At 68.8% G+C, this 17519-nt stretch carries 5 protein-coding genes and 1 pseudogene; 5 read left to right on the top strand and 1 reads right to left on the bottom strand.

What is annotated here, in order from left to right:
* Positions 1 to 511: pseudogene (locus D7X99_RS34995) on the bottom strand (arylsulfatase); the annotation flags it as partial.
* A gap of 236 nt (positions 512 to 747) precedes the next feature.
* Between D7X99_RS34995 and dnaE the strand changes: the two are divergent.
* The 5 genes from dnaE (at position 748) to D7X99_RS34970 (ending at position 17494) form a co-directional block, all read left to right on the top strand.
* A complete protein-coding gene (dnaE, locus tag D7X99_RS34990) occupies positions 748 to 4293 on the top strand; it encodes a DNA polymerase III subunit alpha (RefSeq protein ID WP_121781563.1) in 3546 nt (1181 codons plus the stop codon).
* A gap of 20 nt (positions 4294 to 4313) precedes the next feature.
* Positions 4314 to 5117 carry an SDR family oxidoreductase gene (locus tag D7X99_RS34985; protein ID WP_121781562.1) on the top strand — a complete coding sequence of 268 codons (804 nt, stop codon included), beginning with the start codon at positions 4314 to 4316 and terminating at the stop codon, positions 5115 to 5117.
* A gap of 126 nt (positions 5118 to 5243) precedes the next feature.
* Positions 5244 to 10199 (top strand): Ig-like domain-containing protein, encoded by a 4956-nt coding sequence (locus tag D7X99_RS34980; RefSeq protein WP_158627119.1) that lies wholly within the window; start codon positions 5244 to 5246, stop codon positions 10197 to 10199.
* A 154-nt stretch (positions 10200 to 10353) separates the two neighbouring features.
* Positions 10354 to 15306, top strand: a complete 4953-nt coding sequence (locus D7X99_RS42985; protein ID WP_158627118.1) for a lamin tail domain-containing protein — start codon at positions 10354 to 10356, stop codon at positions 15304 to 15306.
* Between the two features lie 235 nt (positions 15307 to 15541).
* Entirely contained in the window at positions 15542 to 17494 is a 1953-nt protein-coding gene (locus tag D7X99_RS34970) for a M3 family metallopeptidase (protein WP_121781560.1), read from the top strand.
* Positions 17495 to 17519: the final 25 nt, after the last annotated feature.

The following is a 17519-nucleotide window of genomic DNA, read 5'->3' as shown; positions in this document are numbered from 1 at the left end:
GCCACCGCCCCACCACCGCCAGCACGCTCAACACCGGCAGCACCCACGCCGCGAACGTCCACCCCGACGGCTGCGTGCCGCTCAGCACCCGCAGCACCTCCGCCGTCACCTCCGAGCGCTCGTACAGCGTCGCCGCGTACAGGTGCGGATGCCGCGCCATGTCCGCCGCCACCAGGAAGCCCTCCACCACCAGGCACCCCAGACCGCTCAGCCAGAACACCGCGCGCCGGCTCCGCTCCGCCGCCCACAGCCCCGCGCCCAGCAGCGCCCCCAAGAGCAGCCCCACCACGCAGTACGCGCCCAACAGCCGCGCCACCTGCCACAACACCACGCTCCGCCACGCGCTCCACACGTACTCCGTGACGACGCGGCTCTCGTTTCCCTGGTAACCCAGTTGCATGTTCAGCAGGGCACAGAGCGTGTAGAGCGCCAGGAAGACGAGCAGGCCCGCCCGGCAGCCCAGTAGGAGGGCGCGAGCGAACGTCGGCGGTGTACGGGCGAAGGCGGGCATCCTGGGGCAGCGTGGTCACGAATCCCACGGCGGCCACCCCATGTCCGGAGGGAGTGCCCACGCCCGGACGGACGGGGGGCTGGAATTCCGCTCCCGGTGTCTCCCAGGCCGGTTTTCCGGGCCCTGGATCCATCGCGGCCCCGCTGTTTTCACCTGTGCCGTTACTGGACTGGCGAGCAGGGGTTGCGGGCTCTAGTGTTCGGGCGCCTCTTTCTTCACCGGGAGCCGGAACGCCCATGTCCTTTACCCACCTTCACCTCCACACCCTCTATTCGCTGCTGGATGGGGCCATCCGGATGAAGGACCTCATCAAGACGGTGAAGGAGAAGGGCATGTCGAGCGTGGCCGTGACGGACCACGGCAACATGTTCGGCACCATCGACTTCTACAAGAAGGCGAAGGACGCGGGCATCAAGCCCATCATCGGCCTGGAGGCCTACGTCGCCGGCCCCAAGGGGCGCGAGGACCGTTCGGAGAAGGTGGCCCACCACCTCATCCTCCTGGCCAAGAACGCGGAGGGCTACGCGAACCTGCGCTACCTGTCCTCCACCGCGTACATGAACGGGTTCTACTACCACCCGCGCATCGACAAGCAGGTGCTCGCGGAGCACAGCAAGGGCCTCGTGGGCCTCACCGCGTGCCTGGGCGGGGAAGTCACGAGCGCGTGCTTCCGCGGCGACATGGACCACGCCCGCCGCGTGGCCTCCGAATACAAGGGCATCTTCGAGCCCGACAGCTTCTACCTGGAGGTCCAGTCCAACGGCATGGTCGAGCAGGACAAGGCCAACGAGAACCTGAAGCAGCTGTCTCGTGACCTGGACATCCCGCTCGTCGCCACCGCGGACGCGCACTACATCAAGCGCGAGGACGCCAAGGCACACGAGCTGCTCATGTGCATCGCCAGCGGCAAGACGCTGGCGGACAACAAGCGCCTGCGCCACTCCACCGACAAGCTCTACGTCACGAGCCCGGAGGAGATGCTCGGCTTCTTCTCCGACTCTCCGGAGGCCGTGCACAACAGCATGCGCATCGCGGAGATGTGCAACGTGGAGCTGAAGCTGGGCAAGCCCATGCTCCCCACGTTCAAGGTGCCGGATGGCCACACCCCGGACTCCTTCATGTCGGAGCTGTCCTACGAGGGCCTGCGCCAGCGCTTCAAGGAACTGGAAGGCCAGTACCCCATCGACCGCGAGCAGTACCAGGCGCGCCTCACGCTGGAGCTGGGCGTCATCCAGCGCATGGGCTTCTCCGGCTACTTCCTCATCGTCCAGGACTTCATCAACTGGGCCAAGGACCACAACATCCCGGTGGGCCCGGGCCGTGGCTCCGGCGCCGGTTCGCTCGTCGCCTACGCGCTGCGCATCACCGACCTGGACCCCATCCCGTACAACCTCCTCTTCGAGCGCTTCCTCAACCCGGAGCGCGTGTCGATGCCGGACTTCGATATCGACTTCTGCCAGGACCGGCGCGACGAGGTCATCAAGTACGTGGGCCGCAAGTACGGCGAGATGAACGTGGGGCAGATCATCACGTTCGGCTCGCTCAAGGCCAAGAGCGTGCTGCGCGACGTGTGCCGCGTCTTCGGCCTGCCCTTCAGCGAAGGCGACCGCATCGCCAAGCTGGTGCCCGAAGTCCTCAACATCACCTTGAAGGAGGCCATCGAAATGGAGCCTCGCCTCAAGGAGATGATCGAAAAGCCCCAGAACATCGGTGAGGTGGAGGGCAACCCCGTCACCACCAAGGACGTGCTGGAAATCGCGCTCGCGCTGGAGGGCCTGCACCGCCAGCCCGGCATGCACGCCGCGGGCGTGGTCATCGCGGACAAGCCGCTCTGGGAGTTCGTGCCCGTCTACCAGCCGCCCGGCGAGAAGATCCTCATCACCCAGTTCGCCAAGGACGAGGTGGAGGCCGCGGGCCTGGTGAAGTTCGACTTCCTCGGCCTGAAGACGCTCACGGTCATCCAGCACGCGCTGGACCTGGTGAACCGCAACCACGGCAAGGACATCAAGCGGCACGAAATCCCGCTGCACGACGAGAAGATGTGGCAGCTGATGGCGGAGGGCGACACCGCCGGCGTCTTCCAGATGGAGTCCAGCGGCTTCACCGAAATGGTGATGAAGCTCAAGCCCACCTGCTTCGAAGACGTCATCGCCGCGGGCGCGCTCTACCGCCCGGGTCCGCTGGACGCCGGCATGGTGGACGTCTTCATCAACCGCAAGCACGGCCGGGAGAAGGTGTCGTATCCGCACCCCAACCTGGAGCCGGTGCTCAAGGACACCTACGGCGTCATCGTCTACCAGGAACAGGTGATGCAGATCTCCCAGGTGCTGGGAGGCTACACCCTGGGCCGCGCCGACCTTCTTCGCCGCGCCATGGGCAAGAAGAAGGCCGAGGTCATGCAGGCCGAGCGGGCCGGCTTCCTCGAAGGCTGCAAGATCAACAACGTGGACCTGAAGGTCGCGGGCGAAATCTTCGACCTGATGGAGAAGTTCGCCGAGTACGGCTTCAACAAGAGCCACTCCGCGGCGTACGGCCTGGTCACCATCCACACGGCGTGGCTCAAGGCCCACTACCCGTGCGAATTCATGGCCGCCCTTCTCACCAGCGAGAAGGACAACACCGACAAGGTGGTGAAGCACATCGGCGAGGCCCGCGAGTCGGGCACGCAGGTGCTGCCGCCGGACGTGAACCTGTCCGACCTGGCCTTCGGCGCGGTGGAGGGGAAGATCCGCTTCGGTCTGGGCGCCATCAAGGGCGTGGGCGAGGGCGCCATCGAGTCCATCCTGGAGGCGCGCAAGGAAGGCCCCTTCAAGAGCCTCTTCGACTTCTGCGAGCGCGTGGACGGCCGCCGCGTCAACCGCAAGGTGCTGGAGGCGCTGGTCAAGGCCGGCGCCTTCGACTTCGAGAAGCGCCCCCGCGCGCAGCTCTTCGAGACGATTGAGCGCGCGATGAACCGTGGCTCCTCCAGCCAGAAGGACAAGGCCGCCGGGCAGAGCTCGCTGTTCGGCATGCTCTCGGGCCCCGCGTCCGCCGGCACCGGCCTCAAGGACGACTACGCGGCGGTGGAGGAGTGGCCGGAGAAGGAGCGCCTGGCCTTCGAGAAGGAGTCCATCGGCTTCTACGTGTCCGGCCACCCGCTGTACCAGTACGAGAAGGAGCTCAAGCGCTACGCGCGGCCCATCACCGCCGTGCAGCGCGCGCGCCGCGACGAGAAGCTCACCGTGGCGGGCATCATCACCGTGCTGCGCGAGCGCCCCACCAAGACGGGCAAGCGCATGGCGTGGGTCACCATCGAGGATTTGTCCGGCTCCACGGAGCTGGTGTGCTTCCCGGGCAAGGACGGCACGCGCAACGTGATGGGCAAGGACGGCAAGTGGGCCAAGCAGGGCCCCAAGCCGGGATACGAGCACTGGGAGCACCTGCTCAAGTCGGACGACCCCATCCTCGTCACCGGCACCGTGCAGATTTCCCAGCGCGACGAGAACACGCCCACCGCGGAGCTCATCGTCGACGACATCCAGAGCCTCAAGGCCGTGCGTGAGAAGCGCACCAAGCGGCTGGAGCTGCGGCTGCCCGCGGAGATCGTCACGGAGGAGCGGCTGGCGAAGCTCAACGAGCTGGCGAAGAAGTACGCGGGCGCGACGCCGGTGGCGGTGAGCGTGCTGTTCCCCGGGGAGGCGGAGGCGCACATCTCCGGCACCACCCTCAAGGTGCAGGTGAACGACGATTTGCTCCTCGCCGTGGACCGCCTCTTCGGGCAGAAGGTCGTCGAATTCGGCTGATTTCGAAAGGAAGCGACTCCATGGCGGACAGCGTGTTCAAGGACGGGCTGCTCAAGGGCAAGACGGCGTTCGTCTCCGGCGGCAGCAGCGGCATCAACCTCGGCATCGCCACCGCGTTCGTGAAGGCGGGCGCGAAGGTGGCCATCAACGGCCGCAACGTGGAGAAGCTGGAGGGCGCGGTGAAGGGCCTCCAGGCCCACGGCACCGCCATGGGCGTGGCCGCGGACGTGCGCGACTACGCGTCCGTGGAGAAAGCGCTCCAGCAGGTGAAGGACGCGTACGGCGAAATCGACGTGCTGGTGTGCGGCGCGGCCGGCAACTTCCCCGCGCCCGTGCTGGGCATGTCCTCCAACGGCTTCAAGGCGGTGATGGACATCGACGTGCTGGGCACCTTCAACGTGTCCCGCGCCGCCTTCGAACACCTGCGCAAGCCGGGCGCCGCCGTCATCAACATCTCCGCGCCCCAGGCGTACCTGCCCATGGCCATGCAGGCCCACGTGTGCGCCGCCAAGGCCGGCGTGGACATGCTCACCCGCGTGCTCGCCATCGAGTGGGGCGGCACGGGCGTGCGCGTCAACGCCATCACCCCGGGCCCGATTGAAGGCACGGAGGGCATGAGCCGCCTGGCCCCCTCCGAGGGTTCGCGCCAGAAGCTCGCGGAGGCCCTGCCGTTGCAGCGCTTCGGCACCCCGGACGACATCGCCCGGCTGGCCCTCTTCCTGACCTCCGACGCGGCGTCCTTCATCACCGGCGCCATCATGGTCTGCGACGGCGGCCAGTCCCTGCTGGGCGGCGCCGCGCTGCTCCAGGCCATGAACAGCTGATTCCAGTCGAGGCGTACGGTCCCGGCCCTGCTTCGCGGTGGCCGGGAGATGTCTGCTAGAAGGCATTGCAACCCCGCGTGGTGCACACGTCGCCGCGCGGGGGCTGCTCGCTGGACGGAGACATCCATGGACCCACGGATTGCTGTGCTCGCTCGCTGTCTGGGGTTGAGCGTGCTGTGTCTGGGGTTGTCCCTGGGCTGTACGGAGCCCGGTGTCTCCCCGCAGCCTCCGCCCGCGGGCGTGGTGGACGCGGCCGCCTCCACGGTGGTGGTGGACCGGCCCACGGGCGTGCTCGCGAACGGCCGGGACACCGCGGTCATCACCGTGACGGCGCTGCGCAAGACGGACGGCTCCCCGCTGTCCGGGCTCGCGGTGTCGCTGACGGTGGAGGGGGAGGGCGCCTCCATCCTGGAGTCGGCGGCCATCACCGACATCACCGGCGTGGCTCGGGCGAGGGTGACGTCCACGGTGCCGGGCGTGAAGACGGTGAAGGCGTCGGTGACGGATGACCTCGACAGGCGGGTGCCGCTCACCGCGACGGCCACGGTGGACTTCGCCGACGTCAACACCGTGAAGACGCTGGCGTTCCGCTCGGCGCTGCCGGACGGCGTGGCGGGTGTGCCGCTCCAGGGTCTGGTGGTGGAGGTGCGCAACGGCGCTGGCGCGGTGGTGACGGACAGCACGGTGGAGGTGACGCTGTCGCCAGGCTCCGGTGGCAGCGTGGTGCCGGAGGGCCTGCTGACGGTGGCCGCGGTGAACGGCGTCGCGACCTTCCCGGACGTGGTGCTGACGAAGGCGGGCGAGGGCTACCACTTCAGCGCGAACGCTCCGGGCTTCGAGCCCGTGGCCAGCACTGTCTTCACGGTGGCGCCCGGCGCGGTGTCCGCGCTGGGGGTGGACCGCATCCTGGATACCGCCACGGCGGGTGCGGCGGAGGCCCTGGAGATCACGCTCGCGGACATGTACGCCAACACGGCGACGAACTACACGGGCACGGTGACGCTGACGTCCACGGACGCGGCCGCGACGCTGCCCTCCCACACGTTCACCGCCGCGGACGCGGGCAGGTTCAAGTTCCAAGGCATCACCTTCCGCACGGCCGGGCCCCAGTTCCTGACGATTGCTGACAGCGCAGGGGCCTTCTCGTTCACCTCCCCCGTGGACGTGTCCGGCGCGTTGCCCACGCACATGGTCTTCACGCAGCAGCCTTCGTCGCGCGTGTCGACGCGCGGAGCCCTGGGCACCGTAACGGTCGAATTGAAGGACGCCTTCGGCAATACGTCGCCGGTGACTGGCATCCTGGTGCATGTCTCGGTGCCGGCGGGTGCCTTCACGCTGTCGGGAGGGTTGCAGCAGTGGGCTGACGGCGGTGTCGCGACGTTCCCGGACCTGAGCATCGCGGGACATGGCACCACTCACTTGATTGCCTCCGTGGCGCCTCTCCAGATGCAGGACGTGAGCAGCGCGGACGTGCAGGTGGTGGACGACGTGGCGCCCGCGAAGCCGGTGCTGACGCAGACGGGGGCCACGGAGACGGGCCTCACCGTGCAATGGACGGGCGTGGGGGATGACGGTGTGCAGGGGCAGCTGACGTCGCAGGAGCTGCGCTACTCCACGTCCGCCATCACCACGGACGCGGCCTTCAACGCGGCGACGCCGGTGACGGTCGCCGCCCCCGTGCCCGCGGGCGCGGTGCAGTCCGCGACCCTCTCCGGGCTCGGGGCGGGCCAGACGTACCACGTGGCGCTGAAGGTGACGGACGCGCACGGTAACTCCGCGCGGTCGGACAGCCTCGCGGTGTCCACGGCGGATCCGCAGGTGACGCAGCTGGCGTTCACGCCGCAGCCGTCAAACGGCACCGCGGGTTCGGTGCTCGCGGACGTGAAGGTGTCGCTGCTGGACGCGCGGGGGGACGTTGTCCCCATGGCCACTACGGCGGTGACGCTGAGCCTCACCGGTCAGCCCGGCTTCACGGCGGTGACGGTGGCGGCGGTGAATGGCGTGGCCACGTTCCCTGGCCTGCGCGTGGACACGGCGGGCACGTTCACGTTCACCGCCACGGCGGGAGCGCTGACGAAGGTGAGCCAGCCCTTCACGGTGGACGCAGGTGCCGCGGCGAAGCTCGTGCTGGCGGCCTTCACGGACCCCATCGATGCAGGCGACTCAGTCGATGTGAGCGTGTCCGCGACGGATGCCTACGGGAACATCCTCAAGGACTACGCCGGCACGGTGCACTTCACGTCCTCGGACACGCAGGCGGTGCTGCCTCCGGATGCGACCTTCACGCCGGCGGACCAGGGCGAGAAGACGGTCTCCGGCCTCGTATTCAAGACGGCGGGCACGCAGTCGCTCACCGTCACGGACACCGCGACCCCGGCGCTCACCGGGACGGTGGACGCGGAGGTGCGCGCCAGCACGGCCGCGTCTCTCGAAGTCGTCGCGAGCGCGGGCCCCTTCGGAGCGGGCCAGTCGCTGAGCTACGAACTGGTGGCGCGTGACCTCTACGGCAACGTGGCGAAGGACTACGCGTCCACGGTGACGTTCTCCTCCTCGGATGCGCAGGCGGTGCTGCCCGGCGCGTATACGTTCACCCTGCTGGACGAGGGCCGGCACACCTTCAGCGTGGAGCTGCGCACCGCTGGCGAGCAGGTGCTCGTCGCGGAGGATGTGTCGGAGCCCGCGCTCACGGCCTCGCACCACTACGTCATCCTCCCGGCGGACGTGGACCACCTGGCCTTCGACGCCGCGCCCACGACGGGTGAGGTGCGGGAGGCACTGGAGGACATCCAGGTGTCGCTGCGCGATGCGCACGACAACAGGGTCAGCGCCACGTCGCGCGACGTGGCGCTGACGTTCGCGAGAGGCGCTTTCCCCCAGGGACGTGTCACGCGCGCCACCGTGGACGGCGTGGCGACCTTCGTCGGTGCCCTGGTGACTGACGAGGGCACCTACCAGCTTCAGGCGGAAGCCAACGGCCTCGCTCGCGTCACGTCCCCGGACCTGATCATCTCCGATACGAAGGCACCGGGCCCCGTCGTGGACTTCCATGCGTACGCCCCGTCCGCGACGAGCATCACGTTGACCTGGCAAGACTCAGGAGATGACGGCTCCCTGGGCACCGCGGCGCGCTACGACTTGCGCTATGCCACGGAGGCCATCACCGATGCGGACTTCGAATCAGCGACAGTCCTGTCGATCCTGGGGGCGCCCGCGCGTGCTGGCACCTACCGGTGGCATGCCCTCACCGACCTGGACATGAGCGAGACCTATTTTTTCGCGCTGAAGACCTTCGATGGCGCGGGCAATGCCAGCACGCTGGCGCTCTCCAGTGTGAGAACCCCCAGTCCCTGCGAAGACCGGTGCTGGGAGCCCCTGACCGACTGCATGCCGGATGCCCGGACGCTGATCACATCCAAGCAGGTGTGTGTGGACTCGCCGGCGGGAAATCCCTACTGCCAGGTCAAATCGACGAAAACCACCCATTGCCCCGGTGAGGACGGTGCCTGCTTTCATGGCGCGTGCACCACCGCGCCCGCACCGGAGAAGGGTGAGTTGTCCATCTCGGAGGTGATGCACTCTCCTTCAGCCGGGAGGACGGAGTACCTGGAGTTGCGCAACACCAGCGACAAGCTGCTGAGCATCGCGGGGCTCACCGTGACCTATGACAACGGCGTGGGCGAGCCCCTCTCCTTCACGGTCAACCCGGACGAGTGGGCCGCGTCTCTCATCCCGCCAGGGTCCTTCCGGGTGCTCGGGCAAGACGGGGACCTGACCGCGAATGGATTCGTGCCCGTGGACCATGTCTATGGTCCCTCGTTCGTCATGGGAGACACCGGGACCCTCAGCGTCCGTCATGGCACGACGGAGGTGGACCGCGTCGTCTACACCCACGACTTCCCCCATACCCCCGGCCACGCCATGAGCCTCGCGGATTCGATGGTGGGCACGAATGGCAGCGCGAGGCCCTGGTACTGGTGTGACGCGCATCGGCGAGTGGGCAATGGCCGTGGGGACTACGGCTCGCCGCGGCAGCCCAATGGCGACTGCCGGTTGGTTTCCTCGCCCGCGATTTTCTGCAAGATCCACTCCCCGAAGACGTTCCCCTCCGCGGATGGCAGCTACCCGGCGTACATCCTCCCCAACACCTCCTACGACATCTACACCCGGTTCTCCGGAGGCTCTCTGACCACCGGGAATCCACAGGGCAATGACTACTACCCGCTGCTCGAGGTGCAACTGGGTTACGGCGTGGACACGACGCTCCCTGGAGATTGGACGTGGACGCCGGCCTCGTTCAATCCGGACTACAGCGCCCCGGGTGGCTCCAACGAAGACGAGTTGAACGCGGTGCTGCGCATCCCCACGCTGGGCCGCTACAGCTACGGCTTCCGCTACCGGATGCCCTATTCCGGCTGGTTGTACTGCGACCAGAACGGGCCGGTCCGCTCGCCCTCGAATGCGTACGGTTCGGTGTCGGTGGTGGCGTCGGTGCCGCCTCCGCCGCTGACGAACCATGTCGTCATCAGCGAGGTCAGCGGCCTCCATTCCAGCGCCAATCTCCCCTCGCGTGGCGGCTTCATCGAACTCTTCAACCCGACGCATGAGGACGTGGACCTGTCCTACTGGGAGTTGCTCTATGACCACGAAATCGGGTCCACGGGCTTCACGGGCGGGTTTGGTTTCCGCGAGGGCAGTGTCATCCCCGCCCATGGCTACTTCCTGCTGGGCAACCCGACCTACACGGGCCCCGTCGCCGCGGATGACGCCTACGCGTTCGACATCGCCATGTCGGGACGCGGCCTCCTCCGCCTCCTACGGCCCGATGGCCTCCCGAACAGGGAGGTGGATGCACTGCTGTATGGTGCACCGAACTCGCCTGAGTGCTGCCGTGCCCCTTTCGCTCCACAGGGAGGGAGCTTGGAGCGCAAGGCCCTGCCCACGTCCACCCGCACCACCCTGGGCCTGCAAGGCGCGGATGCCGTGCGCGGCAATGGGTATGACTCGGACAACAGCGCGAGGGACTTCGTGGTTCGCACGGAGCGCCAGCCGCAGAACTCACAGAGCCCGCGCGAGTACTACTGACGCTTCGGCTCCAGACCCGCAACAACGGGTTCCAGTTGGCGTGCAAAGTTCCGGCCCTGCTTAGCGGGGGCCGGAGGATGTCTGCTAGAAAGCACAGCAACCCCGCGTGAGGCGCACGCTGACGCGCGGGGCTGCTCGCTGGACGGAGACATTCATGTCCCCACGGATTGCTGTGCTCGCCCGCTGTCTGGGGTTGAGCGTGCTGTGTCTGGGCCTGTCGCTGGGCTGCAACGATTCTGGAAACCCGCCGCAGCCTCCCCCAGAGGTGGAAGGCGTGGTGGACGCGGCGGCCTCCACGGTGGTGGTGGACCGGCCCACGGGAGTTCTGGCGAACGGCGCAGACGTCGCGGTCGTCACGGTGACGGCGCTGCGCAAGGCGGACGGCTCGCGGCTGTCCGGGCGCACCGTGTCGGTGACGGTGGAGGGGGAGGGTGCCTCCGTCCTGGAGTCGGCGCTCGTCACCGACATCCGAGGTGAGGCGCAGACGCACGTGACGTCCACGGTGCCGGGCGTGAAGACCGTGAAGGCGTCCGTGAAGGACGACACCGGCAAGATGGTGCCGCTCACCCAGACGGCCACGGTGGCGTTCGCCGACGTCAACACCGTGAAGACGCTGGCGTTCCGCTCGGCGCTGCCGGATGGCGTCGCGGGCGAGCCGCTCAAGCTCCTGGTGGTGGAGGTGCGCAACGGCGTTGGCGAGGTGGTCACGGACAGCACGGCGGAGGTGACGCTGTCCCTGGGCTCCGGCGGCATCGTGTTCCCGGAGGGCCAGATGAAGGTGGCGGCCGTGAACGGCGTCGCGACCTTCCCGGACGTGGTGCTGAAGAGGGCGGGTGGGGGCTACCACTTCATCGCGAGCGCCGAGGGCTTCGCGCCCGTGGCCAGCACCGTCTTCACGGTGTCGCCCGGCGCTGTGGTGGCGGTGGGGCTGGATCGCTTCCTGGATAACGCGACAGTGGGCGTGGCGGAGGCACTGGAGGTCACGCTCGCGGACGAGTACGCCAACACGGCGACGAACTACACGGGCACGGTGACGCTGACGTCCACGGATGCGGCCGCGACAATGCCGGCCGCGCACACCTTCACCACCGCGGACGCGGGCAAGTTCAAGTTCGAAGGCATCACCTTCCGCACGGCCGGGCTTCAGTTCCTGATGCTCAAGGACAGCGCGGGGGCCTTCTCGTCCACCTTGCCCAGGGTGAACGTTTCCGCCGCGGCGGCCTCGAAGCTGGTGTTCACGCAGCAGCCCACCTCGCGCGTGTCGACGCGCGCGTCCGTGGGGACGGTGAAGGTGGCGGTGCAGGACGCCTTCGGCAACCCGGTGTCGGTGACCGGGCTGGCGGTGAAGCTGTCGCTGCCTGCGGGAGCCTTCACGCTCGCGGGGACCGTGAGCGCGGCGCCGGTGGATGGCGTCGCGACGTTCACGGGCGTGAGCATCGCGGGACATGGCACCACGCACCTGGTGGCCTCCGCGCAGGGCCTGCAGGACGTGAGCAGCGCGGACGTGCAGGTGGTGGATGACGTGGCGCCCGCGAAGCCGGTGCTGACGCAGACGGGGGCCACGGAGACGGGCCTCACCGTGCAGTGGACGGGCGTGGGGGATGACGGCGCGCAGGGCCAGGTGACGGCGCAGGAGCTGCGCTACTCGACGTCCGCCATCACCACGGACGCGGCCTTCAACGCGGCGACGCCGGTGACGGTCGCCGCCCCCGTGCCTCCGGGCACGGTGCAGTCCGCGACCCTCTCCGGCCTGACTCCGGGCCAGACGTACCACGTGGCGCTGAAGGTGACGGACGCGCACGGCAACTCCTCGCGCTCGGACAGCCTCGCGGTGTCCACGGTGAACGCGGCGGTGACGCAGCTGGCGTTCACGACGCAGCCTTCGAACGGCACCGCGGGCTCGGCGCTCGCGAACGTGGCCGTGTCGCTGCTGGACGCGCGCGGCGACGTCGTCTCCACGGCCACCACCGTGGTGACGCTGACCCTCACCGGTCAGCCGGGCTTCACGGCGGTGGCGGTGGCAGCGGTGAACGGCGTGGCCACCTTCTCTGGCCTGCGCGTGGACACGGCGGGCTCGTTCACGTTCACCGCCACGGCGGGTGCTCTGACGCAGGCGAGCCAGTCCTTCACGGTGGGCGCCGGTGCCGCGGCGAAGCTCGTGCTGGCGGCCTTCCCGGGCCCGGTCGACGCGGGCGACTCGAACGACGTGACCGTGTCCGTGGCGGATGCCCATGGCAACCGCATCCAGGACTACACCGGCACGGTGCACTTCACGTCCTCGGACGCACAGGCGGGGCTTCCCGCGGACGCCGTCTTCGCGCCGGCGGACCAGGGCGAGAAGATCGTCTCCGGGCTCGTGTTCAAGACGTCGGGCACGCAGTCGCTCACCGCCACGGACACGGTGACCCCGGCGCTCACCGCGACGGTGAACGCGGAGGTGCGCGCCAGCACGGCCGCGTCCTTCGAAGTCGTCGCGAGCGCGGGCCCCTTCGGCGCGGGCCAGTCGCTGAGCTACGAGCTGGTGGCGCGTGACACCTACGGCAACGTGGCGAAGGGCTACGCGTCCACGGTGACGTTCGCCTCCTCGGATGCGCAGGCGGTGCTGCCCGGCGCGTATACGTTCACCCTGCTGGACGAGGGCCGGCACACCTTCAACGTGGAGCTGCGCACCGCCGGGGACCAGGACGTCACGGCGGAGGACGTGGCGGACCCGTCGCTCACGGCCTCGCACACCTACACCATCATCCCGGCGGCGGTGGGCCACCTGGCCTTCGTCTCGGCGCCCACGACGGGCTCGGTGCGGCAGGACCTGACGGACATCGAGGTCGCGGTGAAGGACGCCTACGGCAACACCCGCACCGACGCGTCGGCCGACGTGCAGCTGGCGCTGGTGGGCGGCGGCTTCGCCCAGGGCCTCCCCACGCGCACCACCGTGGCCGGCGTTGCCACCTTCAGCGGCCTCAGCATCAACGACGAAGGCACGTACCAGTTGCAGTCGAGCGCGGATGACTTCCAGAGCGTCACGTCGGCGGACCTGATCATCTCCGACGCGCAGGCGCCGGCCGCCGCGACGGGCTTCAGTGCGACGGCGGTGGACGGTGCCAGCATCCGGTTGGACTGGCAGGCGCCGGGCGATGACGGCGTGCTGGGCACGGCCGCTCTCTACGAGCTGCGCTACGCCACGTTCCCCCTCAACGACGCCACCTTCGGCGTGGCCACGCTCGTGACGGGCGTGAGCGTGCCGAAGACGGCGGGCACGGCGGAGTCCCTCACCATCAGCGGCCTGACGGAGGCCACGACGTACCACTTCGCGCTCCGGACGTTCGACGGTGCGGGCAACGCCAGCGCGCTGGCCACCGCGAGTGCCGGCACCTCCAACCCGTGCGACGGCTACGTGTGCACGCCAACCGCGCCCGAGTGCGCGGAGGACGGCTACTCGCGGGAGGTCTACTCGTCGGTGTGCGTGGTGCAGAACGGAGCGCCGACCTGCGTGGATGGCGACTCGACGCTCGAGACCTGCACTGGCGCGAACGCGGTCTGCTACGCGGGCGCGTGCACCCACGCACCGCACCCGGGCGCGGGCGAGCTGGTCATCTCGGAGGTGATGCACACGCCTTCCGCGGGCACCACCGAGTACCTGGAGCTGACCAACACCACGTCGCATCTGCTGGACGCGCAGGGCCTGACGGTGACCCTGGTGAACGCCACGGGGACGGAGTCGTCCTTCACGGTGAACCACAACCCCACGTTGCTGGTGCCCCCTGGCGGGCGGACGGTGCTCGCGCAGGCCGCGAACTTCACGAACAACGGTGGCGTGCCGGCGAACACCAGCTACGGCCTCGATGTGTTCATGGACAGCACGGGCTCCATCACGCTCAAGCAGGGCACCGTGACGGTGGACAGCCTGACGTACACGAACGCGTTCCCCCAGACGACGGGCCGGGCCATGAGCCTCGCGTCCAGCATCATCGGGACGAAGGGCAGCGGCCGCGCCTGGTACTGGTGTGACTCCAGCGGCAGCCTGTCTGGCGGGGACCGGGGCACGCCGGGCCAGGCCAACGACGACTGCGGCCTGAACGTGGAGAAGCCGCTCAACTACTGCGCCATCCAGTACCCGAAGACGTTCCCGTCGCCTGACGGCGCCTACCCGGCGACCATCAACACCACCGACAGCTACGACATCTTCAGCCAGTTCTACAGCTACGACGTCACGACGCGGAACACGCAGGGCAACGACTCCTACCCCCGCATCGAGGCGCAGCTGGGCTACGGCACGGACGCCACCAACCCCGCAGGCTGGACGTGGACGGCGGCGGACTTCAACCCGGGCTTCACCACGCCGAACTCCAACAACGACGAGATGAAGGCGACGCTGCAGATTCCCACGTCCGGCACCTACAGCTACGGCTTCCGCTACCGGTTCACGGACGCGGGGGAGCCGTGGGTGTACTGCGACCAGAATGGCAAGACCGTGCCGCCCGCGGGCACCTACGGCACGGTGACGGTGGGCAAGGCTCCGCTGACGAACCACGTGGTCATCAGCGAGGTCAGCGGCGGCAACGGCAGTGGCACGGCCGCCACGGATGAGTTCATCGAACTCTACAACCCGACGAACTCGGACGTGGACCTGTCCAACTGGCAGGTGGGCTACAAGTCCGCCACCGGGACTCCCTGGGCGACCATCACCCTTCCGGCCGGAAGGGTCATCCGCGCCCACGGCTACTTCCTCCTGGGCGGGGCGAACTACAGCGGCACTGGCCTGGCGACCAAGGACCTCGGTTACACCAGCTTCGATATGTCGGCCTCCACGACCGCGGGTGGCCACGTCCGCCTCCAGCAACTCGTGGGCTCGGCGTACGTGGACGTGGACAAGCTGGGGTGGGGCACCGGGAACGCTCCCGAGGGCACCGCGGCCCCGTCCCATCCGGCGGTGGGCGGAAGCCTGGAGCGCAAGGCCGTGTCCACCTCCACGTCCGTCACCATGGCCGTGGGGGGCGCGGACGCTGCCCGGGGCAATGCGCAGGACACGGACAACAACAGCGTGGACTTCGTGACCCGCGCCGCCCGGCAGCCGCAGGGCTCCACGAGCCCGCTCGAGTTCTACTGACGCCACCGTCTCACCCTTGATGTCCCAGGAAGGCCGCCTCCGGCACGCACGCCGGGGCGGCCTTCCGCCTTTGGGGCACCGCCCGCCCGTCCGCCGCCCGACGGACGGGGCAGGGGAGGGCGTCCACTGCCCGGCACCAGCACGCGCCGGGCCACACGGATGCTGCCAGGGAGGACGGGGCGCATTAGCTTTGAGCCCTTTGCAGCACACCCACGGCTTGAGAGGAGCCCTTCCCGTGTCCGACCCCCTGGTCCCCGACGCCGCCCGCCACGTCACCTGCCCGCCGGAGGAGTTCCGCCGCGCGAGCGAGGAGGCCCTGGCCAAGGCCCGCGACGGCATCGCGCGACTGAAGACGCTGCCCGCCTCCACGCCCCCCAAGGAGGTCCTGGAGCTGTTCGACGAGTCCTCCGCCGCCCTGGATGACGCCGCCGCGCGCGCCAGCGTGGTGCGTCACACGCACCCGGAGGTCGCCCTGCGCGAGGCCGCGGAGGCCGCCGAGCAGGCCATCGAGAACCTGGCCAACGACATCCGCATGGACCGGGGCGTCTACGACGTCCTCGCGGCCGTGAGCCTGGCCAACGAGGACGCCGCCACCCGCAAGTGGATGGAGAAGGTGCTGCGCGACTTCCGCCGCGCCGGCGTGGACCGCGACGAAGCCACCCGCGCGAGGGTGAAGGCGCTCCAGGAGGAGCTGGTCCGCATTGGCCAGGAGTTCAGCCGCAACATCAGCCAGGACACCCGCAAGGTGGCGCTGCCCCCGGCCGCGCTGGACGGACTGCCGGAGGACTACGTGCGCGCGCACGCCCCCGGCGAGGACGGCCAGGTGCGCATCTCCACGGACTACCCGGACCTGGTGCCCTTCCTCACCTACGCGCGCGACGGCAAGGCCCGCGAAGAGCTCTGGCGCGCCAACCGCCAGCGCGGCTACCCCGCCAACGTGAACGTGCTCCAGAGCCTGGTGCAGAAGCGCCACGAGCTGGCCACGCTCCTGGGCTACCCCCACTGGGCCGCCTACGCCACCGAGGACAAGATGGTGCGCAGCGCGGACGCCGCGGGCACCTTCATCCGGAAGATCGCTGACGCGTCCGAAGAGCGCATGAAGCGCGACTACGCGGTGCTCCTGGAGCGCAAGCGCAAGGACGACCCGAAGGCCGACCAGGTGAACCCGTGGGACTCCGGCTACCTGGATGACCGCGTGAAGGCGGAGCAGTACGCCTTCGACTCGCAGACGGTGCGCCCGTACTTCGAATACACGCGCGTGAAGCAGGGCGTGCTGGACCTGACCGCGCGCCTCTTCGGCGTCACCTACCACCCGGTGAAGGACGTGCCCGTGTGGCACCCGGACGTGGAGGCCTACGACGTCTATGAAGGCCAGACGCTCAAGGGCCGCTTCTTCCTGGACATGCACCCGCGCGCGGACAAGTACAAGCACGCGGCCCAGTTCACGCTGACGAGCGGCAAGTCAGGGCGGCGGCTGCCGGAAGGCGCGCTCATCTGCAACTTCCCCAAGCCCGGCACGGAGCCCGCGCTCATGCAGCACGGCGACGTGGAGACCTTCTTCCACGAGTTCGGCCACCTGCTGCACCACATCTTCGGCGGCCACACGAAGTGGGCGGGCCTGTCCGGCGTGCGCACGGAGTGGGACTTCGTGGAGGCCCCGTCGCAGATGCTGGAGGAGTGGGCGCGCGACGTGACGTGCCTGCAGACCTTCGCGAAGCACTATCAGACGGGGGAGTCGCTGCCCGCGGACCTGGTGGAGCGCATGCTCGCCGCGGACGAGTTCGGCAAGGGCCTCTTCGTGCGACAGCAGATGTTCTACGCGGCGCTCAGCCTGGAGCTGTACCGGCGCGACCCGAAGGACCTGGACGCCACCGCGCTCGTGCGCGAGCTGCAGGGCCAGTACATCCCCTTCCCGTACCTGGAGGGCACGTACTTCCACCTCACCTTCGGGCACCTGGATGGGTACTCGTCCAACTACTACACGTACATGTGGTCGTTGGTCATCGCGAAGGACCTCTTCACGGTCTTCCAGACGAAGGGCCTGCTCAACCCGGAGCCCGCGCAGGACTACCGCCGCGCGGTGCTGGAGCCGGGCGGCTCCGACGACGCCGCGCGCCTGGTGCACCACTTCCTCGGCCGCGACTACGACTTCCGCGCGTACGAGGCGTGGCTGAACAAGGCCGCGTGAGCCACTGACACGGCACGGCAGCCCC

The organism is Corallococcus sp. AB032C (assembly GCF_003668935.1).
Taxonomy (GTDB): Bacteria; Myxococcota; Myxococcia; order Myxococcales; family Myxococcaceae; genus Corallococcus; species Corallococcus exiguus.
This window is presented reverse-complemented; position numbering and strand designations above follow the sequence as displayed.

Excerpts from the sequence above, each read along its gene's own strand:
- dnaE (WP_121781563.1), top strand. The coding sequence starts at position 748 with ATGTCCTTTACCCACCTTCACCTCCACACCCTCTATTCGCTGCTGGAT.
- D7X99_RS34985 (WP_121781562.1), top strand. The coding sequence starts at position 4,314 with ATGGCGGACAGCGTGTTCAAGGACGGGCTGCTCAAGGGCAAGACGGCG.
- D7X99_RS34980 (WP_158627119.1), top strand. The coding sequence starts at position 5,244 with ATGGACCCACGGATTGCTGTGCTCGCTCGCTGTCTGGGGTTGAGCGTG.
- D7X99_RS42985 (WP_158627118.1), top strand. The coding sequence starts at position 10,354 with ATGTCCCCACGGATTGCTGTGCTCGCCCGCTGTCTGGGGTTGAGCGTG.